We start from the raw sequence: 23,448 nt of genomic DNA on the forward strand, positions 1-23,448 counted from the left end.
AATTGTTTCAAGTGAAAAGTTTACCGCACATAAGAACTTCCTTCGTTCATTAAGATAGTATTGCTAAATAATCATATACACGCTTAGATTTCTCTCCACCCATTCGTGCATGTTGAAGAAGAGAAATACCATGAGGACCAGATGCGCGCAATGCTTCTGGTTGAGCTACTAAAATAGCTTGTACAACTTCTAATTCACCAAGCATAGCTGCTGCAAAAATATCCATCCGAGCACCCTTTTCTAGTAAATAAAGAGCAATATCTTTACGACCTACATGTGCCGATGCGCCTAACGCACTTTCCCAATCTGATCCACCCCAATTATAAGAGGCGTGAAGTAAGCTTGGTGATTCAACCAATAGCTCTTGTACTTTCTCTAAATCCCCGTGAGCTGCCATAACAAATTCTCTTACTAATTCAATGGTAATACGCTCTTCTGTTTGCATCGCTCTTCTCCCCTTTTAGAAATTCGTTTCGGTGTAAAAAAAGGCTTGTCACTTCCCTGAAAAATATCTACATCTATGCCAAATACATGTTGAAACATTTCATGGCATAGTACTTCTTCTGGTATACCATCATACTGAACTTTTCCTCGCTTTAATACAAGTAAACGATCGCTATATTGAGCAGCTTGGTTAATGTCATGTAAAACCATTATAATTGTCATTCCAAACTCCTCATTTAATCGTTTCACAAGTTCCATTACTTCCAACTGGTGAACGATATCTAAAAAGGTTGTTGGTTCATCCAATAATAAGACATTTGTACGTTGCGCTAGCGTCATCGCAATCCAAGCACGTTGCCGTTCCCCTCCTGATAAAGAATGTAAAAGACGATATTCATACCCTTCAAGATTTGTAACAGACAATGCCCAATCAACAATTTCTTCATCTTCTTTATTTAAGTGGCTACTCCATGATTTATGTGGACCTCTTCCGAACTCAATTAGTTCTTTCACTGTTAAATCTAATTGATGATCATGCATTTGTGGTAACATTGCTAATTGCTTCGCTACATCAGCACTCTTCATCATATGAATATTTTTCCCATCTAAAATGATGTCCCCTTCGCTTTGTTTCAGTAGCCTTGCTATTAAACGAAGCAAAGTAGATTTTCCCGATCCATTCGGACCAATTAAACTAACGATTTCTCCAGCCTTAATATGTACATTCATATTTTGCATTTGAAATCTTTCAGAGTGTGCGTAAAACACTTTGTTAACGGAAATCACTTTGTTTTCCTCCTCTATGAATTAAATATAAGAAGAACGGACCACCTAAGAAGGACAGTAAAATACCAACAGGCAATTCGATTGGGTCAAACCAACTTCGAGCTATTGCATCCGCAAAAACAAGTAATACCCCGCCGCCAAGGCATGATAAAGGTAGCAAATATCTATAATCATTTCCAACTAATAAACGTAGCATATGTGGTACGACAAGACCGACAAATCCAATAAGACCAGACACACTTACTGCAATTCCAGCTAATAATGTACTTACTACGATTAAATAAAACCGACTTTTTTCCACGTTATGTCCTAATAACTTTGCCATTTCATCTCCAAGCATTAACACTCGAATATGCTTAATACCAAAGAAAGCTAATATAATGGCGAATATTGCATAATAAATAATCATATTTAAATGTGCCCAACTTACACCACCAATACCACCCGCTAGCCACGGTAACACCGATTGTACTTTGTCACTATGTAATAACATTAATGCTGACGTTGCTGCACCAATTAATGCATTGATCGACACCCCTACTAAGACGATTTTTGAAGGTGGTGCCCCTTTTTGCCATGATAAAGCATAAATAACCATCGCTGTTATGAAAGATCCTAAAAACGCCCCTAGTGGTAAAAAAGCTAGATGCTGTGGGAATAAAATCATGATGACAATTGCTACAAGGCCTGCCCCAGATGAAACTCCGATAATACCAGGATCTGCAAGAGGGTTTCTCATAACTCCTTGTAGCAGTGTACCAGATGCAGCTAAACATGTTCCTACTATAAACCCAATGAGCACTCTCGGTATGCGAAGATCCCATACAATTCGATGAACTGTCGAACCTTCATCTTGTATACCCGTTAGAATATCTCGTACAGAAAAGGATAAACTTCCTGCGAAAAGACCGTAAAAGAGACCTAGGATTGTTAATACAACTAAAGTAACTGCTATTATCCATCTTTTTTTCGCAAAAGGATGTTCCTTTTCTCTTACTACTTCACTACTTTCCATAGTATCATTTCCTTACATCTTGTATACTTTTATACATAAAGTCCATTGCTTCTGTAACTTTTGTACCAGGATTAGATCCAAATAAATCAGGTGGCAAAATAACTACGCGGTTTTGTTTTACTGCCTCTAAATTTTTCCACGCTTCATTTTTCATCATTTCGCCTTCGAATGCTTTTTTCACACTTTTTGGATCTCCGTGTGTAATTAAATAAATCACATCTGGATTCGCCTCAATAATACGTTCTACACTTAGCTGTGCATATTGCGGATATTCTTTCGTTTCTGGAAAATCAGAAGCAATATTTTTTCCGCCTGTTTTTTCTAAAATATCACCTGATAAAGATGTTGGTAATGCCGCTAAATAAGTTCCTGGTGCGCCATACACTAGCAATGCTTTCGCATCGCTCTTTTTCTCATATTTCTTCATTTGATCATTCATTTTTTGATTAATTTCTTTTGCTTTATCTTCTTTCTTCATTACCGTTCCATATAATTCAATATTTTTTTGAATATCTTGTACAGAATTCGCAGAAGAAATGATAACTTGCGTTCCTTGTCCTTCAACCGTTGGCACATTCTTTTGGAATCCATTGTTAGCAACAAGTACATCGGGCTTTAAACTAGCAATTTGCTCAAAATTCGGTTGATGTGCATTCCCAATTACTTGTGCTTTCTTTAGCTCATCTGGAAGAGTTAATTTCGTATCCGGGCGACCTACTATTTTTCCACCTAAAGCATGAATAATATCCATGTCCCCCATACTTAATGTTGCAAAACTTTCTGGCACTTTATCGAATGTTACCTTTCTTCCTGATAGGTCGGTAATTTCGATTTTCTCTTTTCCTTTTTCTGTTTTGGTTGCAGACGCTTTTTCGTCCCCTTTGGCACTGCAACCTATTAACAAGAAAAAAATAGATAAAATCGCTGTAAATAGCGTAATAGATTTTTTCATTCCTTCACCTCTAATTGATAATGATAATCATTAACTACTATTCTACTTTAATTGATAAGGATTATCATTGTCAACACGAAACGCATATATTTTCCTACAAAAAAACAAAAAGCGCGACAAAAAGATTTTTTCTTTTCGCTGCGCTCTAGTTAACAATATTATTCACATTCATTTTCCTCTAGCTGGTCACGCATCACTTTCACACGCTGAAAGAAAAAGAACGATAAGCTTAAAAATATAACGATGCTCCCCATCATAACAAAAAATTGGATTGTCTCTTTTGCTCCACTCGGAATCAATAAGCCAACCATTAACAATGTACTTACAGCGAGAAGCATTTGTCCAAACCGAGTATAATCTTCTATTTTTCCTTTTAATTCTTTCATTATATTCTCACTCCTCCATTTCACTGTATCATATTCTATGAAACTGAAAGACCAGTAAATACAGCCATTCTGGGAGATGTTTTCCAATAAAAAAAGAGCCGCTTTTACTGCGGCTCTTTTTTTATCATTATTCACCTTTATATGCTTCCATATAAATTTCTTTCAGCTCTGAAATAAGCGGTAACTTTGGATTAGCAGTTGTACATTGATCTTCAAAAGCTCTTTCTGCTAATACTCCAACAACCTCTTCAAATTGCTCTTTATCGACTCCTTGTCCCGCAATACTCATATTAATATTTAAGCTTTTTCCAAGCTCAATAATTGCTTGGACGAGTGATTCCACCCCTTCTGCTGCCGAACTTGCTGGAAGCCCGAGCATTCTCGCTATATGTGCATATCTTTCATCTGCCACAAAGTGCTCATATTTTGGGAACAATGCGTGTTTTCTTGGCTTAATAGCATTATAGCGGACTACGTGCGGCATTAGAATGGCATTTGCGCGTCCGTGCGGAATATGGAATTCTGGTCCAATCTTATGTGCTAAGCTGTGATTAATACCGAGGAAAGCATTTGCAAATGCCATCCCTGCAATTGCAGAAGCGTTATGCATTTTTTCTCTTGCTTCTTCATCATTTCCATCTTTATATGCTCTCGGTAAATATTTGAATACGAGATCAATAGCTTTTAATGCTAATCCATCTGTATAGTCATTTGCCATAACAGACACATACGCCTCAATTGCATGTGTTAAAACATCCATACCAGTATCTGCTGTTACATGTGGTGGTACTGTCATTACAAATTGTGGATCAACAATTGCTACATCTGGTGTTAATTCATAATCTGCGAGCGGATACTTTATATTATTTTTCTTATCTGTAATAACCGCAAATGGTGTCACTTCTGATCCCGTTCCTGATGTCGTTGGAATCGCAACAAACTGCGCCTTATTTCCTAATTCCGGATATTTACATGTACGTTTTCTTATATCTAAAAATTTCTGTTTAATACCATAGAATGTCGTTTCTGGATGCTCATAGAATAACCACATTCCTTTTGCTGCATCCATAGCTGAACCACCACCAAGTGCGATAATTACATCTGGCTTAAAACTTTTCATCATTTCCGCACCTTTGAAAACAGTTTCATCTGATGGATCTGGTTCGACCTCAAAGAAAACTTCAACTTTCACATCATTTGCATGCTTGTTTAAATAGTGCGCGACTGTATCGACATAGCCATGTTCAACCATTCCGGGGTCCGTTACAATAAATGCACGTGAAATGTTAGGCATATTTGCTAAATAAGCTGTAGCATGTTTTTCAAAATAAATTTTTGGTGGCAGTTTGAACCACTGCATATTCTTTTTTCTATTTGCCAGCCTTTTTATATTTAATAAATGAGTCGCTGTTACATTTTGGGAAACTGAATTCTTTCCGTATGAACCACAACCAAGTGTAAGTGATGGAATAAATCCATTATATATATCCCCTATTCCACCTTGTGATGAAGGTGCATTTACAATGAGACGGCAAGCTTTCATACGTAACCCAAATTGCTTTTGCACATCTTTATTTGTAGAATGGATAACTGCTGAATGTCCTAAACCACCGAGGTTCAACATTTCTTCGCAATATGTAAATCCTTCTTCTAATGAATTTGCCTTCACACAAGCTAATACTGGACTCAGTTTCTCACGGGATAACGGATATGCTGCTCCGATACCTTGAATTTCAGCTACAAGCATTTTTGTATGTCCAGGAACAGTGATCCCAACTAAATCGGCAATATACTGTGCTGATTTCCCTACAATATCACTATTTACTGCACATGTATTTTCATTTATAACGAGCTTTTCTAATTTTTTTCTTTCTTCTTCTGTTACAAAGTAACAACTGTTTTCAATCATTTCTGTTTTAACATCATCATAAATTTCTTTATCGACAATGATTGCTTGTTCCGATGCACAAATCATACCGTTATCAAATGTTTTTGATAAAATCAAATCATTAACAGCTCGTTTTACATGTGCTGATTTTTCTATATAACACGGTACATTACCAGGACCAACGCCTAACGCTGGTTTTCCAGTAGAGTAAGCTGACTTCACCATACCAGCGCCTCCAGTTGCTAGAACGAGTGCTACACCATCATGGTTCATCAATTGTTTCGTCGCTTCAACAGACGGTCTTTCAATCCATTGAATACAGTGTTTTGGTGCACCAGCTTTCATCGCTGCATCATATACGGTTTTCGCTGCTGCCACAGAACATTTTTGTGCGGAAGGATGAAATGCGAAAATAATTGGATTTCTTGTTTTTATCGCAATTAACGCTTTAAACATTGTTGTCGACGTTGGATTCGTTACTGGTGTTACTCCAGCTACTACACCGACAGGTTCCGCGATTTCTATTATTTCTTCATGAGGATCTTCGTGAATAATCCCTACCGTTTTATCTTGCTTTATACTATGCCAAATATATTCAGTGGCAAAAATATTTTTAATGCATTTGTCTTCATATACACCACGGCCAGTTTCTTCAACTGCCAATTTTGCTAGCGGCATATGTTGATCAACACCTGCTAATGCCATTTCATGAACAATGTTGTCAATTTCCTCTTGTGTAAAACTTTCTAATGCTTGTAAAGCTTGTTGACCATTATTAACTAGCGTATCAATCATCTTTTTTACTTCCTGCATTTCATTTACAACTTTCTCTTTGACTACCATGTGAATTTCCTCCTATTCTACTATTACGGTCCTTATATGTCCCTGTAGGTCAAAATAAGTCCCAAATAACACAAAAAAATAGAGATGCTTTCCTACATGAATTTCATTGTTTGTGAAAAGTTTCACAAGTTTGTTCGTGAGTAACGTTTCCTGAATTCAATATACATGAAATCATTTCGTTTGTGTATGTCTATTTTGTGAAATATTTCACAAAAAGACGTAATAAAAAAACGCACTGCTAATATAGAGCAGTGCATTTTTTATTATGCTAGCGCTTGTGCTAAATCTTCAATTAAATCTTCACCATCTTCAATACCGACAGAAATACGAATTAATGTATCTGTAATTCCTAATTCTTTGCGGCGATCAGCTGGGATTGATGCATGTGTCATTTGAGATGGAATAGAAATTAAACTTTCTACCGCTCCTAAGCTTTCAGCAAGTGTAAAGTATTGTAGTTTCTCAAGTACTTTATTTAATGTTTCTTCACTATCTACATCAAATGAGATAATAGCACCAAACCCGTTTGCTTGTTCTGTTGCTAATTCGTGATTTTGATGTGATTCAAGACCTGGGTAATATACTTTATTTACTTTTGGATGATTATTTAAGAACTCAGCAATAGCACGTGAATTCGTTTCATGTTCTTCCATACGAATTCCTAATGTTTTTAAACCGCGAAGTAGTAAGAAGCTATCTTGTGGCCCAAGAATACCTCCTGTTGAGTTTTGTACAAAGTGAAGATCTTCTGCTAGTTGTGGGCTATTTACAACTACTAAACCTGCAACTACATCACTATGACCTCCTAAATATTTCGTTGCACTATGAAGCACAATATCTGCTCCTAAAGAAATCGGCGACTGCCAATATGGCGTCATGAATGTGTTATCAATAATTGTTAATAGGTCTTTCTCTTTAGCAAGAGTAGATATTTTCTTAATATCAGTAATTTTTAGTAGTGGGTTCGTTGGTGTTTCCACATAAATTGCTTTCGTATTTGGACGAATCGCTTCTTCAACTTCCTCTAAGTTTGTTGTATCTACAAATGTATGCTCAATACCGAAACGGTTTAATACTTTCGTAATAACGCGGTATGTTCCGCCATAAACATCATCTGTTAAAATAACGTGGTCACCTTTTGAGAACAACATAATTGTCGCTGTAATAGCAGCCATTCCTGAACCAAATGCAAATCCAGCATGCCCATTTTCTAATACAGCAATCATTTCTTCTAAAGCTGCACGTGTTGGGTTACCTGTACGTGAATATTCATATCCTTGATGCTTACCAACTGCTTCTTGTTTGTACGTACTTGTTTGATAAATCGGTACGTTTACAGATCCAGTTGAAGGTTCTCCTATGCGAATACCATGAATTAACTTTGTCTTTGCTCTCATTTTTTATTCCCATCCTTTGTATATGTCTTTACTTAAATAGCGCTCACTGCTATCAGGAAAAATCGTTATAATATTTGTACCTGGTGCTGCCTTCTCGGCCTCAAGTAAGCTCGCATGAAATGCTGCTCCTGAAGAGCTCCCAACGAGAAGTCCTTCTTTTTGCGCTAATTCTTTCACTCGTAAAAATGCATTTCGATCAGAAATCGTATGAATTTCATCAAAATAAGATGTCTTCAAAAATGGCGGGATAAATTCCAGTCCAATTCCTTCGGTCTCATGTGAACCAGCCTTACCACCATTTAAAATAGATCCTTCTGGCTCTACGATAACTGTTTTAATATCTATATTTTTTTCTTTCAAATAAGATGCAGTCCCCATAAACGTACCGCCAGTTCCTGCTCCAGCAACAAATATGTTAATCTCTCCATTCAATGCGTCCCACAGTTCAGGTCCTAGTGTTTTAAAATATGCACGAGGATTTGCCTCATTTGCGAACTGACTTGGAGAGTATGAATTCGGTAGTTCATTTACTAACTCTTTTGCTTTAGCAATTGCACCGGTCATTCCTTGCTCAGTCGGTGTATGCACGACCGTTGCACCTAGTGCTTTCATTAATTCTTGTTTTTCAATACTAAATTTCTCTGGTACACAAACAATAACACGTAAATCATGTTCTAATGCTGCAAGTGCCAGTCCAATACCAGTATTCCCAGCAGTCGGTTCAATAATTGTTCCACCCTGGGTCACAAGCCCTTTTTCTAGCGCATCTTCGATTAATTCTCTTCCTAAACGATCCTTAACGCTTCCGCCTGGGTTATAAAATTCAAGCTTTGCAAATAAACGGACTCCTTTCGGAAGTGAAAAACGAGTAATTTCTACAATTGGTGTATGACCAATTAACTCATGAACTCCACGATATACATTCATCGTGTTCTCCCCCTTGTTTGCCAATAAAGAAAAGGCAACTGTATGTATTTTCTTTATATGAGACAGTTGCCTTTTTGTTACATTACTTTAACTCTTCTAACACTTTTACGATAAAGTTTGTAGAATGAAGAGCTGCTTGATCTAAAAACTGATCAAATGAAACATTTGATTCTTTACCAGCAATATCAGAAAGTGCGCGAATGATAACAAACGGAATTTCATATTGGTGGCATACTTGTGCAACAGCTGCTGCTTCCATTTCTACCGCATAAAGATTTTCAAATTTATCACGGATGGCTGCAACGCGGTTCGGATCACTCATAAATGAATCACCTGTTGCAATCATACCTTTTACAACTTGAATATTTTCTTCAGCCTGCATACATTTCTCAGCTAATGCAACTAACGCCTCATCAGCTTTAAATCCAGGCGGCATTCCTGGTACTTGACCATATTCATAGTTAAATGCTGTTACATCTACGTCATGGTGACGAACTTCAGTGGAAATAACTACATCACCAACGTTTAGAGAATGATGGAATCCACCAGCTGAACCAGTATTAATTACTTTTTCAGGCTTATATTTTTCTAATAAAATTGTCGTTGACATCGCTGCGTTTACTTTACCAATACCAGACTTTAACAAGATTACTTCATGCCCTGCTAATAGCCCTTTCGTAAATTCACAACCTGCAACCGTTTCTGTCTCTGCTTGTTCTAATTTGTCACGTAAAATACGTACTTCTTCTTCCATTGCTCCAATTACAGCAATTCTCAATCTAATCCCTCTTTCTATTGCTTAGTTGCCTCCATTACCCAAACGAAATGATTTAATCTCGTGAACGTTACATGGAAGCCATTGTTTTCAAAAATAGTCTGCATAACTGGAATACGTGTATAGTATTCCGTTTGCAAATCGTTTGCTAACTGGTGGAAACCTCTTTGTTTTGCTGTTTCAACAGTTTTATCATATGCATCTTGATCTGCAAATATCGTATCAGCAAACACTATTTTACCACCTTTGTTTAGCAATTGACTATACTTCGCAATCGCTACATTTTTTTCATCATCTGTTAAATGATGAAATGCATAGGTGCTTACAATGGTATCAATTGAATTTGGAACTTCAAACGAAAGAAAATCACCGTCTGTAATTGAAAATTCTTTTGGCAATTTCTCTTTTGCAATCATGCGCATTTCACGCGACGGTTCTATACCGTAAACTGTGCGGCCAGCAAGTAATAATTTATTTGTTAAATTACCTGTACCGACACCAAATTCTAATACATTACCAAATGACTTGTTAACTACATCCTCTAGAATGTCCTCATAATGGGCGAAAACTTCTTTATATTGTATATCTTCGCCTTGTACAAATGAGTCGTACGTATGAGCCCACTCATCAAATAAACCATTAAATTCTGTACCCATAAAAATTCCCCTTTTTCTTATCGGTTTTATCAGTATGATATTCCCTCTTTCTAAAAATGTCAATTGAAATGTACATGGTATTTCCTTCTTTTCTTTGTTACACTATAGTTGATTACATAGGAGAGGGGCCGTCTTCATGTCATTTACCTTTGAAATGTTAGAAGATAAAGTAGAGTTTTTTGAAGCGGGAGACTTAGCTTCTTTAGAACGAAAAATTAGTGAACAAATTGATAATAATAAAGCACTTATGCTTGAAATTCATCACATCTCACATCAAATGGTTATGGATCCTGAAAGCAAAAGACCGTATTATAGCGCGGTTGTTCATTTTAAATTAAAGAAATTGCGTTAACAAAAAAGAGAAGCTCCTAAGGAGCCTCTCTTTTTTAGTTTAAAGTTTGAACAAGTACTGGTTTCCAGCCCTCATTGTCTACCCAATCAATATTTACATAATATCTTTTCCCACTTTGCTTATCTTGAACATCACCATAAGCTTTGCTCTTTCCAGTTTTGTCTCTTCCAACAAAATGGAATACTAATTGCTCTTTCGGTACTTCAACACCTGCAGCAATTGCACTTTGCATCTCATTCCAATCTGATGAACCCTGTTTAAACGTCATCGCTGGTGATGAACCTTGTTCTGTTCCTACAGCTTTCCAAGAAGGTTTTGTATACGCCTCTTTTGCCTTAGATACAGTTTTCTCAGCTGATACTTTCTCGTTAGCTTTCGCTTCTTCTTCAGCTTTTTTCTGTTCTTCTTCAGCCTTTAGCTTCTCTTCTTCAGCTTTTTTCTTAGCTTCTGCTTGCTCTTGTTCTTTTTCTTTTTTCTTAGCAGATTCTTTATCTTCTGATTTTCCAGCTTTCTCATTCTTTGTTGTTTGTTGAGAGACTTTCTTATCAGTAGAAGATGCTTGCTCTTTCGTACTAGGAACGAACAATTGATATGCTACAATAGCTACTAATAGTAATACAATAGCGATTGCAATATTTAAAACACCGTTTTGACGACGTTTTTGTTGTTTCTGTTGGAATCTTGATCCTCCTGCCATTCTCCAAACCTCCATGCAGTTTTTCCTAATTGCTATTGTAACATTAAATCTAGAAAGGTTGAACATTTACAATGATATTTTCATGAAATGAAGACATTTCACTATAAATTGCAAGATTACTTTTCATTCTCCAATTGATAGATTGCTCCTACCATATCTTTAAAAATAGGTGTAACTTTATTCACTTTGCTATCAGTCTCTAGATCAACAACAACTAAAGCATATCTTGGATTCTCATACGGAAAATAACCTGCAAACCAGCGATTCACCCTCGTCCCTTTCCCTGTTTGCGCTGTCCCGGATTTTCCAGCGACACTTAGTGGCAACGAACGGAATGCCGTTCCTGTTCCTTTCTCCCTTGTTACAACGCCTCTTAATAACTTTTGTAATGTTTTCACTGTTTCATACGAAAGCTGTTTTCCATTTAACGTATGGCTCTCAAATGTAAAAAAATCCGCTCCATTTTTATATACTATTTTTTCAACTGCTTTCACTTCCATCTTTTCTCCATTCCTCGCAATCGTCGCCATCATATTTGCAATTGCTAGAGGTGATATACGTACATCTTTCTGTCCAATTGCTGTTTGTTCTACCGCTTTTTTACTATTTTTATTTTCTTCATTCCCCCAAATAGTAGTACCCTTTTCTTCTGGCATTTGCTCAAAATGAGGTGTATGAAATACAGAACCTTTCCATCCAACCTTTTCATTTGCTCCTAAAGCTGCTACGTATGTTTCTAGCACCGTCTTATCCTTTTGTAATAGCTCGTTACCTAACTCGGAAAATGTCCTGTTACAGCTCCTAGCAAAGCTCTCTTTAAAGTTAAGTGTACCCATCCTAACTTGCGGGTCGTTTTCACCGTATAAATCTTTATTACAGTTAAATGTCCGATTAAACAAATTTACTTTTTGATCAATGACTGCAGCTGCAACTACTGTTTTAAAAACAGAGCCTGGAAAATGTGGCGTTAACATTTGATTTTCAAGTGTAGTTTTATATAAATTCTCATCCCTTACTTGTAAAGACGGCTTACTAGCCATCGCTAATATTTCATTTGTCTTTACATCAAGTAATACTAGTCCCCCCTTCTTTATTTCGTTCGCTTCAATCACTTCTTCTGCTTTTTGCTGCAACTCTTTATGTAAAGTAGTTTGAATCCTAACTGGATAAAATGGATTTCCTGGTGAAGTGTATTTCGCTTGCTTTCCGAAAATTGGTTCTCCTTGCCGATCTACTTGATATAATACTTTTGCCTCTCCATCAGTCAATAGAAATTCATCAAATGATTGCTGTAATCCTGAAATACCTATCGGCGTTTGTTTTGAGATTCTTTTCAATTCTCCATATCGCTTTTGAAACTCCCTTTCGTTCTCCCCTACATCACCAATTAAATGATTTATCTCTCCAGTTTGTTTTAATCGCACTTCAGCTGCTACAATACCTAATACATGTAATTCATTTACCTTCTCCATCTGCTCTCGTGTCACTCGAAATGGAGCAGTTTCTCCTTGTAGTGTAAATGCATTTTTATTATTTTTCATTTGTCTTCTAATCTCTTGTCTCGACACACCAATGATATGCGCGATTTTCTCTAACATGTCATTTTTTATTTGTAAAAATGGAAAAATAATTAAAACAGGATATTTTTCCTCACCTATTTTTTTACCATTACGATCTATAAACTGCCCACGTCCATCGTCTACTGTAATGGATTGTGTGCGTTGCGTAACACTTTTTTCAATTAAATTTATTTTGCGATCAGTAAATGATTCTGTATCTATAATTTGAATTTGGATTAAACGACAAAGCAATACAAACATAACGCTCATAAAACAAATTAAAACAATTGTAATTCTCCGTTTTATTTTCATAAAAAACACCTCGTCTATTGTAGTTTAGACGAGGTACTATTTTATTTATACAATCTCCAAAACAAAAACAGATATTATATAAGGCTATTATTGTTTCTTTGGCTTCTCTAAAAATTTCATAAGAAGCGATCTAAATTCAGTTTCATTCACTCCAGTGTTTTTAGCAACTTCAATTACAGTGGTTGTTACATTAGCCGCTATTTTTAAATAATCCTTACTAAGATTATCCATTTCATTTCTTTTTTCTTTTGCATTCTCAACTGTTACAGAATCAATACAAGTAATCATCTTATCTACAATATGTAAATAATTATTTTGTGCATCTATTATTTTTTGAATATCATCTTTATTACTTACTTTCGATTGTTTTAAATATGTATATGCTTGATTCACTTCATCTTTTAAAATTTTATCATTATTCTTCGCCTGTTCTTGTAACATATTCTTCATATCATCTATTGTTTTTTGATCCATCGAATCTCGCAATAAATAATCTGGATTCCCAATTGCGTAATCATACTTAATCGTTACATCTTGAAATATTTTCATGACAATTGCTAATTGATACGCTACATCAAAATCATTAAATTCCTTTTTATCTTGTGGATTTTCTAAGGCTTTTGAACTCTCAGTTGCTTTAATATCCTTTTTTTCTTCTTGCTTCACTTTTTCTCCCTTTGATGATGTAGTTTCTTCATTCGTTCCGCATGCAGCAAGTCCTAATATGGAGATACTACAAACCAATCCTGTAAAGATTTTATGTTTCATAATTAGCCCCTTTTCCCTTTTAAAACCTATGGTCTCTAATTATGATATCAAAGCTTAAAGTGTTTTTTTGACATTTTTTGTCGAATCACTCTAAGGTTTACACAATTTTTTTCATTCTACAGAAAAAAAAGATTCTCCCGATAGGAGAATCTTTTTTTTATTTTACAGAGACAATCTCTACTTGCATTTCTCCGCCTGGTGTTTGGATTGTTACTTTCTCACCAATTTGCTTACCTAATAAGCTTTTTGCGATTGGAGAATCGTTAGAAATTCTTCCTTCGAATGGATCAGCTTCCGCGCTACCTACGATTGTATACGCTTCTTCATCTCCGTTTGGTAATTCTTTAAATGTTACTGTTTTACCTAATGTAACAACAGTAGATACTTCGCCAGTATCTTTAATGATAACTGCGTTACGAATCATATTTTCTAATTGTGTAATACGTCCTTCTACGAACGCTTGCTCATCTTTCGCTGCATCGTACTCAGAGTTCTCAGAAAGATCCCCGAAGCTACGTGCGATTTTAATACGTTCTACTACTTCTTTACGTCTTACTGTTTTTAATTGCTCAAGTTCGTTCTCTAGTTTTTGCTTACCCTCTTGCGTCATAGGGTATGTTTTTTCTGTTGACATATTTTCCACTCCTTTTATATACCAATCCCCCGAAAAAAAAGAGGAGTTCCATATGAAAACTCCTCCGCTTCCATTGTTAGCGGAGGTTTCTAGTACCCTTGCACTAGCGGAGTTGTCACATACAACCCCGTATTTCCAATTCTTCTTTATATAAAGAAGATATGTATGGAAAGTTGATATAAATATGCCCTCACCTATATATAGATGAGGTTGCATGTTTCATTGTATTCGATAAGAAGGGAAAAAATCCCTTCCTACCGTATATCTTTTACTATGCTATTACAAATTTACTTTTTGTTCAAGAATTGTTGAAATTTTTGTCACCATAATATCAATTGCAACGTGGTTTTGTCCACCTTCAGGGATAATAATATCCGCAAATTTCTTAGAAGGCTCAATAAATTGATTGTGCATTGGACGTACAACATTTACGTACTGATCAATAACTGAATCCATCGTACGACCGCGCTCTTTAATATCACGTTGCATGCGGCGCAGAATACGAAGGTCAGCATCCGTATCAACGAATAATTTAATGTCCATTAACTCGCAAAGACGTGGGTCTTCTAAAATAAGAATTCCTTCTAAAATAATTACATCTTTCGGCTCAACCGGAATAATTTCTTCTGAACGCGTATGCAATGTATAGTCATATACAGGCTTATCAATTTGCTCATATGCAAGCAACTGCTGCAAATGTTCAATTAACAGATCATTATCAAACGCAAGCGGATGATCATAATTTGTTTTTAAACGCTCTTCCATTGGTAAATGGCTTTGATCTTTGTAATAATAATCTTGCTCTAAGATTAAAATAGAATGACCTTTAAAATGGTCAAAAATCGCTTTCGTTACACTCGTTTTACCTGATCCCGAACCACCAGCAATTCCAATTACAACAGGCTTATTCGTCCCCATTCGACTATCACTCTTTCTTATTGAAGTATGCTTTTGCGCATCATATTATTCACATACACTCGTTGATCCACTTTGAATTTCACGATTTGCAACGGATGTCTCGCTGCATCTAATTCGTTTCCATCCTCATCCCAAATTTTCTCCACCGTTTGCGTAAAGTTTTCTATTTCTGGTCCAAAGAACTCCACTTCATGTCCTGGTTTGAAATGATTACGTTGCTCAATCGTTACGATGCCCGTTTCTTCATTATAATCTAACACTAAACCAGCAAAATCATACGTTGTTTTCTTACTATGATTTCCAAACATTTGCTCTTGATGTCCTGGAACCCCTTCAAAGAATGCAGGAGCTGTATCACGATTTGCACATTTATCAAGCTCATCTAACCATTCTTGTTTAAACTCAAAGTTATCTGGATCCGCACAATACGCATCAATTACTTTACGATATACAGTTGCTACAGTCGCTACGTAATGGATTGATTTCATACGTCCTTCTACCTTTAAGCTATCGATTCCGATTTCAATCATTTTTGGAATTGATAAAATTAAATTTAAATCTTTTGGACTCATCGCAAAGTGAGCATCTCCTTCTTGGAATAGAGGAAGCTCTTTTGCATCTTTATGTTGTGATACTGTTTGAACTAAATCATAATCCCAGCGGCAAGATTGGCAACAACCACCACGATTAGAATCACGCGCTGTCATATGGTTACTTAATGTACATCTTCCTGAATATGCGATACACATTGCACCATGGACGAACGCTTCAATTTCAATATCCACTTTTTCTTTAATTTCTTTCATTTCTTCATAGCTTGCTTCACGAGCTAATACAAGACGATGTAAACCTTCTTCTTTCCAATACTGTGCTGCTTTCCAGTTGGATAGTGATTGCTGTGTGCTTAAATGCACCTCAACAGAAGGCGCTACGCGTTTACAAGTCTCAATGATAAGCGGATCAGCAACGATAATTCCCGTTACGCCAGCTTTTTCAATCCCTTTTAAATATTCCTCTAGCCCGTCCATATTTTCATTATGTGCAAAGATATTTGTTGTTACGTATATTTTTGCTCCATACTTCTTTGCAAACTCAACGCCTTCTGCCATTTCTTCTAGCGTAAAGTTACCTGCATTCGAACGAAGACCAAATTCTTGTCCACCTAAATATACAGCATCTGCCCCGTAATGGATAGCTACTTTTAATTTTTCTAAGTTACCCGCAGGGATTAACAGTTCAGGTTTCTTCACAATAACACGTTTGCCATCGATCACTCGTGAAATTTCTTGTACAGTCATTTCCTACACCCTCCTCGTTTAGTAAACCGTTTCTTTAAAGAAGAATCCTGTATCTAACGGACGATTTACTGGTTGCATTTCTTCTATTTCTTTATATAGATCATCTTTCACGTCATAATATGCATCACGATCTTCTACGCATAAATCAATCGCTTGACGATATTTCTTCGTTACTTCAATAATGTATTCAGAGCTTTTTAGTACACCGTCGATTTTTAAGCTATCAACTTCAGCATCGATTAGTTCCTCTAATTCATCGATGAAACAAATGTCGTTCGGACTCATAATGTGAGTACCATTTTCATCTTCATAAATTGGATATTTATTGTTACGCTCTGGGTCATATAAGAACATATTCTCTTCATATTTTTTCTTTTCAATGTCAAGATTACGTCCTTGATACTCAAAGTAGTTTCCTACTAATGAACGCTTCGATTGGAACATACAAGTCATACCGTGAATTTGTACTTCCAGTTCCACTTCAGCATTTTCTTTTAAATCAACAATTTCATCTAAGCTAAGCTCACGAGCTAATACAGCACGCTTTGATCCTCTTTGTCCCCAGTAATTACAAGTGAACCAGTTTGTTGCTGTCGTTTCTGTATTCCAGTGCAACTGCATATTTGGTGCTACTTCACGAACAGCCATTAATACCGCTGGATCTCCGAAAACAATTGCATCTACATTTACTTCGTTTAAAAATGAAACGTAATCTGTTAATTCTTCTACTTTATCGTTGTGGAACATAGCGTTCATGGCTACGTATACTTTCACACCATTTTCATGTGCAATCTTCACAGCTTGTTTTACATCTTCACGTGAAAACTCCCCTGCTAAACGTAAACCAAACTTTTGCTCACCGATCATTACCGCATCTGCTCCTGCTTTCGCAAGTTGTTCGATATCCGCCACCGCTCTTGGCGTTACTAACAATTCAGGTTTCTTCATACCTTGGTCACCCTCTCTTTTTACTAACAGCTACTCCATCACCAATTGGGAAAATCGTTGTATCATATCCTTCATGGTTCATAAGCCACTCATTGTACGTCTTAATACGACGGATTAAACCACGTGTACGTCTGTTTTCAATTTTCTCTTTTGTCGTTACAAGACCGTGGTACATAACATTATCTGAAATAATTACGCCACCAGGATTTAATAACGGTTCATATAAGTCAAAAAAGCGACGATACTGTCCTTTTGCTGCATCAATAAAAATAACGTCAAATGTCCCGTGTTCTTTTACTTGTTCACCTGTCTCTAACGCATCACCGTAAATAACTGAAATACGATCTGTTACTGGGGAACGTTCTATATATTCAAGTGCTTTTTCATATCGCTCACGATTGCGCTCAACTGTCACAATACGTGAATTTGGAATAGCTTGCATCATACGAATACTAGAATAACCGATTGCTGTTCCAAGTTCTAAAATGCTTTTCGGTCCAATTAAACGTAAAAATTGCAGCATAAATTCCATTCCAAGTCGATCCATAATCGGCACATGATTTTCTGTTGCATATTCTTCCATTTCAAGAATTAATTTATCTTTCGGATCAATAAATGATAATAGGTACTCGTTAACTGCATCCTCCATAAATGGTCCTCCTTATTTACATGGAGAAGTGCCTCTATGACGTCTTTTCACACATAGAATGCAATAAAAATACAAGCCAGCTTTATCCTTAGCTTGTACGTCCCGTTTTGATATTAAAAACGATTCTTCTGCCAGTTTTTAACCCGATATATTTTACCACAAAAAAGAGGGATGTGCGACTTTTTTCGCTATCCCTCCCCATTTCACTATTTTTTCGTAATGTATTTTTGCTTTAATGCATTATGCTCTTCTAATGTTTTCGCATAGTACACTTCACCACTTGGTGCAGCTAAGAAATAATAATAATCTGTTTGCGCAGGTTCTAACGCAGCTTCTACTGAATGTTTACCAGAGTTTGCGATCGGCCCTACCGGTAATCCTTTTACAACATACGTATTGTACGGTGAGTTGACCTTTAAATCTTCGTATAATACACGTTGTTTATGCTTTCCAAGTGCATATAATACCGTTGGATCCGTTTGAAGCGGCATACCTTTTGCTAAACGATTATAAAAGACACTAGAGATCTTTTGACGATCTGTAAAACCAGTTGCCTCTTCTTCAATAAGTGAAGATAATGTTAAAAGCTGATGAACATCCCAATTCTTCGCTTTCATTTTCGCCTCATTTTGAACAATGATTGCATTTGTTTTCTCAAGCATTGGAATTACAATTTCTTCTAGCGTCGTATCTTTCTTATAAAACGAATACGTTGCAGGATATAAATAACCTTCTAATGGGTATTTAATATTGCTATCAAAGATTTTATCCGTTAATAACTTCGGATACTTTTGCTGCATTTTTTGAATAAATGCTTTATCGTTTAATTGACGCGTAACATCATCTTTATTCCACTTTAGTTCTGTCGCAATCGTTTCTGCAATTTCAGTTACTTGCGCCCCTTCTTTAATCGTCACTTTATAAAGAGCCGGACGATGCACATTGCCAGATGACATTTGTTCGATCACATCTTCAGCATTCATTGAGGGATTTAATAAATATGTACCTGCTTGTAAACTTTTCGATTTAGCCTTTGTATAAAAACTAAAAACTGTACCGTTTTTTACAGCGCCTTTTTCTTCTAAAATTTCTCCAATTTTACTTGTAGATGATCCTTTCGGAATTTCTACTTCAATCTCTTTTTTATTCCCGCTATCAACTGGTCCTAACGCGGATGAAATATACGCATAGACTGAACCACAAACTAAAAGCAGTGCAATAATCGAAAATAAAAAGATACGTCTACGCTTCTTTTTCACTTGATTCTCTATCAAAACATTTCCTCCTTACTTAATTGTAGACCGTATGTACACCTTTCTATACAGCACGATGTAAAAACGCTAAAAATTCACTTATCTTTTTTAATTGACACTTTATTTTTCTACAATCCGTCTCATTATACTACAAAGACTTACACAGTTTCGACAAAAAATCTTTCATTTTACATATAAATACAAAAAAAGATGGACTGTATGTCGTCCATCTTTTCAGTACTTATTATTCAGCTTCTTGCTCATCAGCTAGAGTGTTGAACATTTCTTGTACCATTTCCCACTCTTCTTCAGATTCGATTGGAAGTAAAGTTCCGCCCTCTTCTTCATTTTGCTCATAAGCCATTGCATCATAAATTTGGTCTCCATCTTCGTCTACTTCACCGATTGGAGAGAAGACTACGTATGATTTTTTCCCAAATTTTTCAGCGTCAAAAGTGAAAATAATTTCACATAAATGTTCGTTACCTTTTTCGTCTACAATTGTAATTTGATTTTCTTCCATTTTGGTCACCTCTTATTTACTATCTAAAAATCCTTGTAAGATTACGACTGCAGCCATCTTATCAATTACTTGCTTTCGCTTCTTACGGCTTACATCGGCTGAAATGAGCAGACGTTCCGCTGCCATTGTTGACAAACGCTCGTCCCACATTACAACGTCTAATTGTAACAGCTCTCGTAGGTTTTCTGCAAATTGTTGGCACGCTTCACCACGCGGGCCAATTGTACCATTCATATTTTTAGGTAAACCTACTACTATCTTGTCCACATTGTACTGCTTTACTAACTCAGAAATACGATCAAAACCAAAGTGACCTCGTTCTTCGTTAATCTTAATTGTTTCTAATCCTTGTGCTGTCCAGCCCATTTCGTCGCTAATTGCAACTCCGACTGTTTTTGTACCTACATCTAAACCTAATATCCGCATAAACTACTCCTCACGATGATGTTTCAAGTAAGACTTCACAAGCTCTTCAATTAACTCATCACGTTCAAGCTTGCGAATGATGCTACGTGCATCTTTATGGCGAGGTATGTATGCTGGGTCTCCACTTAATAAATAACCGACGATTTGGTTAATCGGATTATAGCCTTTTTCTTGAAGTGCATCATACACAGTTAAAAGTACATCATTTACATGGACACTCTGTTTTTCATCTTGAATGCTAAACTTCATTGTTTTATCAAAACCGTCCATTTCAAGCACCTCACTTATATAGTAAGTATAGGGAGAAGAACTTCTCCTCTCCCTACCATTGTACACTACTATCTCTTTATTTTGAAACAGATTTAACGTACTCTTGTACAAATGCTAAAGCTTCTTCGACTTGAGCTGGGTTTTTACCGCCTGCTTGTGCCATATCAGGACGGCCGCCACCGCCACCGCCGCAACGAGAAGCTACTTCTTTCACAAGTTTACCAGCATGGTAACCTTGGCTAATTAAGTCTTTCGTTACACCTGCTAGGATGTTTACTTTATCGTCATTAACAGACGCTAATACAACAACTGCTGACTCTAATTTATTTTTCAGATCATCCATCATCGTACGTAAGTTATTCATATCTGCAACATTTACTTTCGCTGCTAATACATTCACACCATCAACTGTCATTACAGAATCAGTTAAGTTTCCAGCTTCGATATTGCTTAATTTCGCAGCAAGAGATTCATTTTCTTTTTGCAGTTGTTTCACTTCAGCAAATAGACCATCAACTCTTGTTAAAATATCTTTCGGATTTGTTTTCATTTTTCCTGCTGCTTCTTTTAATAAACCTACTTGATCATTCATTAATTCGTATGCAGACTTACCAGTTACTGCTTCAATACGACGAGTTCCTGCACCGATACCAGACTCAGCAACGATTTTGAAAATACCGATAGAAGCTGTGTTATCAACGTGACAACCGCCGCAAAGCTCTAAGCTGTAATCGCCAACTTGTACAACGCGTACAACATCACCGTATTTTTCACCGAATAATGCCATTGCACCCATTTCTTTCGCTTCTTCGATTGCTTTTTGAGAAATCTCAACATCAATACTTTCCCAAATTTTCTCGTTTACCATACGCTCAATTTTTTCTAATTCGTCAGCTTGTACTTGACCGAAGTGAGAGAAGTCAAAGCGTAGACGTTCAGAAGTTACAAGAGAACCTGCTTGGTTAACGTGTGTTCCAAGTACGTCTTTTAATGCTTGGTGTAGTAAATGAGTTGCTGTATGATTTTTTACAACGCTACTACGATTTTTCGTATCGATAATAGCTTTTACAGCCGCATCTTTCGTTAATGTACCTTCTTCAACAACAACTTTATGCAAGTTTTGGCCGTTTGGTGCTTTTTGTACGTCTTTTACAAGAACTTTCACACCATCCGCAAGAAGGTAACCACGGTCTGCAATTTGTCCACCGCTCTCAGCATAGAATGGTGTTACATCAAGCATTAATTGTCCTTCTTCACCAGCTTGTAAGCTGTCTGTGTATTCACCGTTTTTCACAAGTGCAACAACGTTACTTTCTGTTGCAACTGTACCGTAACCAACGAATTCGCTCGCTACTTTAATTTCTCCAAGGACACCACCTTGAACTTGCATAGAATCAACGTCTTGACGAGCAGCACGTGCACGCTCACGTTGTTTTTCCATTTCATTTTCAAAACCTTCATGATCAACTGTCATGCCAGCTTCTTCTGCATATTCTTCTGTTAATTCAATTGGGAAACCGTATGTGTCATATAGACGGAACGCATCTACTCCAGAAATAACAGTTGTTTTTTCTTCTTTTGCTTTTGCAATTACTTCAGCTAAAATCGCTTCACCATCATGAAGTGTTTCATGGAAACGCTCTTCTTCGTTCTTCACAACTTTCGCAATGAAATCTTTCTTTTCAAGTACTTCTGGATAGAAGTCTTTCATTACTTCTCCAACAACCGGTACTAATTCAAACATAAATGGACGATTGATGTTTAATTTCTTCGAATAACGAACAGCGCGGCGTAATAAACGACGTAATACATAACCACGGCCTTCGTTAGATGGAAGAGCACCGTCACCAACAGCGAATGTTACTGTACGGATATGGTCAGCAATTACTTTGAATGCCATATCTTTTTCTAAATCGCCATTACGATATTTTTCACCAGAAATTGTTTCTGTTGCACCAATCATCGGCATGAATAGGTCTGTATCGAAGTTTGTAGGCACATCTTGAACGATAGATGTCATACGCTCTAGACCCATCCCTGTATCAATGTTTTTCTTAGGAAGTGGTGTATATGAACCGTCTGGATTATGGTTAAATTGAGAGAATACAAGGTTCCATACTTCTAAGTAACGCTCGTTTTCTCCGCCTGGATATAATTCTGGGTCGCTAAAGTCATTACCGTAGGCTTCTCCGCGGTCATAGAAAATCTCTGTATTCGGTCCACTTGGTCCTTCACCGATATCCCAGAAGTTTTCTTCTAAGCGAATAATACGCTCTTTTGGAACGCCCATTTTCTCATTCCAAATTGTGAATGCTTCTTCATCTTCTGGATGGATTGTAACTGATAGTAATTCTTTATCGAATCCGATCCATTTGTCGCTCGTTAAGAATTCCCAAGCCCATGTAATTGCTTCTTCTTTGAAGTAATCACCAATTGAGAAATTTCCTAACATTTCAAAGAATGTATGGTGACGAGCTGTTTTCCCTACGTTTTCAATATCGTTTGTACGAATTGATTTTTGAGCATTTGTAATACGTGGATTTTGTGGGATTACACGTCCATCAAAATATTTTTTTAATGTAGCTACACCACTATTAATCCATAGAAGAGATGGATCTTCATGCGGAACTAGTGATGCACTAGGTTCTACTGCATGTCCTTTTTCTTGGAAAAAGTCTAAAAACATTTGACGAATTTGTGCGCCTGTTAGTTGTTTCATTGTATTTTCCTCCTTAAATATAAAAAACTCCCGTCCCTATAAAAGGGACGAGA

Annotated in this window: 24 protein-coding genes and 1 other annotated feature (1 of these 25 running past the window's edge); of the genes, 1 reads left to right on the forward strand and 23 read right to left on the reverse strand. The window is 36.6% G+C overall.

Annotated elements, in window-relative coordinates:
• Window positions 1-49 precede the first annotated feature (49 nt).
• From DN407_RS21615 to DN407_RS21665, 10 genes are all read right to left on the reverse strand, one after another.
• Window positions 50-445 (reverse strand): ankyrin repeat domain-containing protein, encoded by a 396-nt coding sequence (locus tag DN407_RS21615; RefSeq protein WP_001192763.1) that lies wholly within the window; start codon window positions 443-445, stop codon window positions 50-52.
• Window positions 412-1,230, reverse strand: coding sequence for an ABC transporter ATP-binding protein (locus tag DN407_RS21620; RefSeq protein ID WP_097861436.1), 819 nt, complete (start codon window positions 1,228-1,230; stop codon window positions 412-414). The genes DN407_RS21615 and DN407_RS21620 overlap by 34 nt, the downstream gene beginning before the upstream one ends.
• Window positions 1,217-2,245 carry a FecCD family ABC transporter permease gene (locus tag DN407_RS21625; RefSeq protein WP_000445963.1) on the reverse strand — a complete coding sequence of 343 codons (1,029 nt, stop codon included), beginning with the start codon at window positions 2,243-2,245 and terminating at the stop codon, window positions 1,217-1,219. The genes DN407_RS21620 and DN407_RS21625 overlap by 14 nt, the downstream gene beginning before the upstream one ends.
• A 4-nt stretch (window positions 2,246-2,249) precedes the next feature.
• Window positions 2,250-3,197 (reverse strand): ABC transporter substrate-binding protein, encoded by a 948-nt coding sequence (locus DN407_RS21630; RefSeq protein WP_000748453.1) that lies wholly within the window; start codon window positions 3,195-3,197, stop codon window positions 2,250-2,252.
• A 158-nt stretch (window positions 3,198-3,355) separates the two neighbouring features.
• Window positions 3,356-3,583 carry a YrhC family protein gene (locus tag DN407_RS21640; protein WP_000661265.1) on the reverse strand — a complete coding sequence of 76 codons (228 nt, stop codon included), beginning with the start codon at window positions 3,581-3,583 and terminating at the stop codon, window positions 3,356-3,358.
• Window positions 3,584-3,710: 127 nt separating this feature from the next.
• Window positions 3,711-6,314 carry a bifunctional acetaldehyde-CoA/alcohol dehydrogenase gene (adhE, locus tag DN407_RS21645; RefSeq protein ID WP_048567733.1) on the reverse strand — a complete coding sequence of 868 codons (2,604 nt, stop codon included), beginning with the start codon at window positions 6,312-6,314 and terminating at the stop codon, window positions 3,711-3,713.
• A gap of 263 nt (window positions 6,315-6,577) precedes the next feature.
• The gene (locus tag DN407_RS21650) at window positions 6,578-7,711 is read right to left on the reverse strand and encodes a bifunctional cystathionine gamma-lyase/homocysteine desulfhydrase (RefSeq protein WP_001201908.1); all 1,134 of its coding nucleotides are present in this window, start codon (window positions 7,709-7,711) and stop codon (window positions 6,578-6,580) included.
• Window positions 7,712-7,714: 3 nt separating this feature from the next.
• Complete coding sequence (locus DN407_RS21655; RefSeq protein ID WP_149216626.1) at window positions 7,715-8,638, reverse strand: O-acetylserine dependent cystathionine beta-synthase; 924 nt, start codon at window positions 8,636-8,638, stop codon at window positions 7,715-7,717.
• An 82-nt stretch (window positions 8,639-8,720) separates the two neighbouring features.
• The gene (gene mtnN, locus DN407_RS21660) at window positions 8,721-9,416 is read right to left on the reverse strand and encodes a 5'-methylthioadenosine/S-adenosylhomocysteine nucleosidase (RefSeq protein ID WP_001217024.1); all 696 of its coding nucleotides are present in this window, start codon (window positions 9,414-9,416) and stop codon (window positions 8,721-8,723) included.
• Between the two features lie 14 nt (window positions 9,417-9,430).
• On the reverse strand, window positions 9,431-10,069 hold the full coding sequence (locus DN407_RS21665) for a class I SAM-dependent methyltransferase (RefSeq protein WP_000536315.1): 639 nt from the start codon (window positions 10,067-10,069) through the stop codon (window positions 9,431-9,433).
• A gap of 136 nt (window positions 10,070-10,205) precedes the next feature.
• On the opposite strand from DN407_RS21665, the gene DN407_RS21670 reads away from it, so the two are divergent.
• Entirely contained in the window at window positions 10,206-10,421 is a 216-nt protein-coding gene (locus DN407_RS21670; RefSeq protein WP_149216627.1) for a YrzA family protein, read from the forward strand.
• Window positions 10,422-10,455: 34 nt separating this feature from the next.
• On the opposite strand, the gene DN407_RS21675 is transcribed toward DN407_RS21670, so the two are convergent.
• From DN407_RS21675 to alaS, 13 genes are all read right to left on the reverse strand, one after another.
• Window positions 10,456-11,118 carry a YrrS family protein gene (locus tag DN407_RS21675; protein WP_000897099.1) on the reverse strand — a complete coding sequence of 221 codons (663 nt, stop codon included), beginning with the start codon at window positions 11,116-11,118 and terminating at the stop codon, window positions 10,456-10,458.
• A gap of 116 nt (window positions 11,119-11,234) precedes the next feature.
• Window positions 11,235-12,989: a peptidoglycan D,D-transpeptidase FtsI family protein gene (locus tag DN407_RS21680; protein ID WP_000695156.1), complete on the reverse strand. Its 1,755-nt coding sequence runs from the start codon at window positions 12,987-12,989 to the stop codon at window positions 11,235-11,237.
• 87 nt (window positions 12,990-13,076) lie between these two features.
• Window positions 13,077-13,757, reverse strand: coding sequence for a hypothetical protein (locus DN407_RS21685; protein WP_000680878.1), 681 nt, complete (start codon window positions 13,755-13,757; stop codon window positions 13,077-13,079).
• Between the two features lie 157 nt (window positions 13,758-13,914).
• The gene (gene greA / locus DN407_RS21690) at window positions 13,915-14,391 is read right to left on the reverse strand and encodes a transcription elongation factor GreA (RefSeq protein ID WP_000102591.1); all 477 of its coding nucleotides are present in this window, start codon (window positions 14,389-14,391) and stop codon (window positions 13,915-13,917) included.
• A 279-nt stretch (window positions 14,392-14,670) separates the two neighbouring features.
• On the reverse strand, window positions 14,671-15,309 hold the full coding sequence (gene udk, locus DN407_RS21695; RefSeq protein WP_149216628.1) for a uridine kinase: 639 nt from the start codon (window positions 15,307-15,309) through the stop codon (window positions 14,671-14,673).
• 17 nt (window positions 15,310-15,326) lie between these two features.
• Complete coding sequence (locus DN407_RS21700; protein ID WP_000217974.1) at window positions 15,327-16,607, reverse strand: peptidase U32 family protein; 1,281 nt, start codon at window positions 16,605-16,607, stop codon at window positions 15,327-15,329.
• Between the two features lie 18 nt (window positions 16,608-16,625).
• The gene (locus DN407_RS21705; protein WP_000742807.1) at window positions 16,626-17,555 is read right to left on the reverse strand and encodes a peptidase U32 family protein; all 930 of its coding nucleotides are present in this window, start codon (window positions 17,553-17,555) and stop codon (window positions 16,626-16,628) included.
• Window positions 17,556-17,562: 7 nt separating this feature from the next.
• Window positions 17,563-18,204, reverse strand: a complete 642-nt coding sequence (locus DN407_RS21710) for an O-methyltransferase (RefSeq protein WP_000389102.1) — start codon at window positions 18,202-18,204, stop codon at window positions 17,563-17,565.
• A 206-nt stretch (window positions 18,205-18,410) separates the two neighbouring features.
• Window positions 18,411-19,478 (reverse strand): endolytic transglycosylase MltG, encoded by a 1,068-nt coding sequence (gene mltG / locus DN407_RS21715; RefSeq protein WP_000572137.1) that lies wholly within the window; start codon window positions 19,476-19,478, stop codon window positions 18,411-18,413.
• Between the two features lie 223 nt (window positions 19,479-19,701).
• Window positions 19,702-19,980: a DUF1292 domain-containing protein gene (locus DN407_RS21720; RefSeq protein ID WP_000392247.1), complete on the reverse strand. Its 279-nt coding sequence runs from the start codon at window positions 19,978-19,980 to the stop codon at window positions 19,702-19,704.
• A gap of 12 nt (window positions 19,981-19,992) precedes the next feature.
• A complete protein-coding gene (ruvX, locus tag DN407_RS21725) occupies window positions 19,993-20,406 on the reverse strand; it encodes a Holliday junction resolvase RuvX (protein ID WP_001221193.1) in 414 nt (137 codons plus the stop codon).
• A gap of 3 nt (window positions 20,407-20,409) precedes the next feature.
• On the reverse strand, window positions 20,410-20,676 hold the full coding sequence (locus tag DN407_RS21730; RefSeq protein WP_000348590.1) for an IreB family regulatory phosphoprotein: 267 nt from the start codon (window positions 20,674-20,676) through the stop codon (window positions 20,410-20,412).
• Between the two features lie 76 nt (window positions 20,677-20,752).
• The gene (gene alaS, locus DN407_RS21735) at window positions 20,753-23,395 is read right to left on the reverse strand and encodes an alanine--tRNA ligase (RefSeq protein ID WP_000811831.1); all 2,643 of its coding nucleotides are present in this window, start codon (window positions 23,393-23,395) and stop codon (window positions 20,753-20,755) included.
• Window positions 23,396-23,435: 40 nt separating this feature from the next.
• Window positions 23,436-23,448, reverse strand: a binding site (T-box leader) (it continues 207 nt past the right edge of the window).

The organism is Bacillus sp. JAS24-2 (assembly GCF_008274905.1).
Lineage (GTDB): Bacteria > Bacillota > Bacilli > Bacillales > Bacillaceae_G > Bacillus_A > Bacillus_A cereus.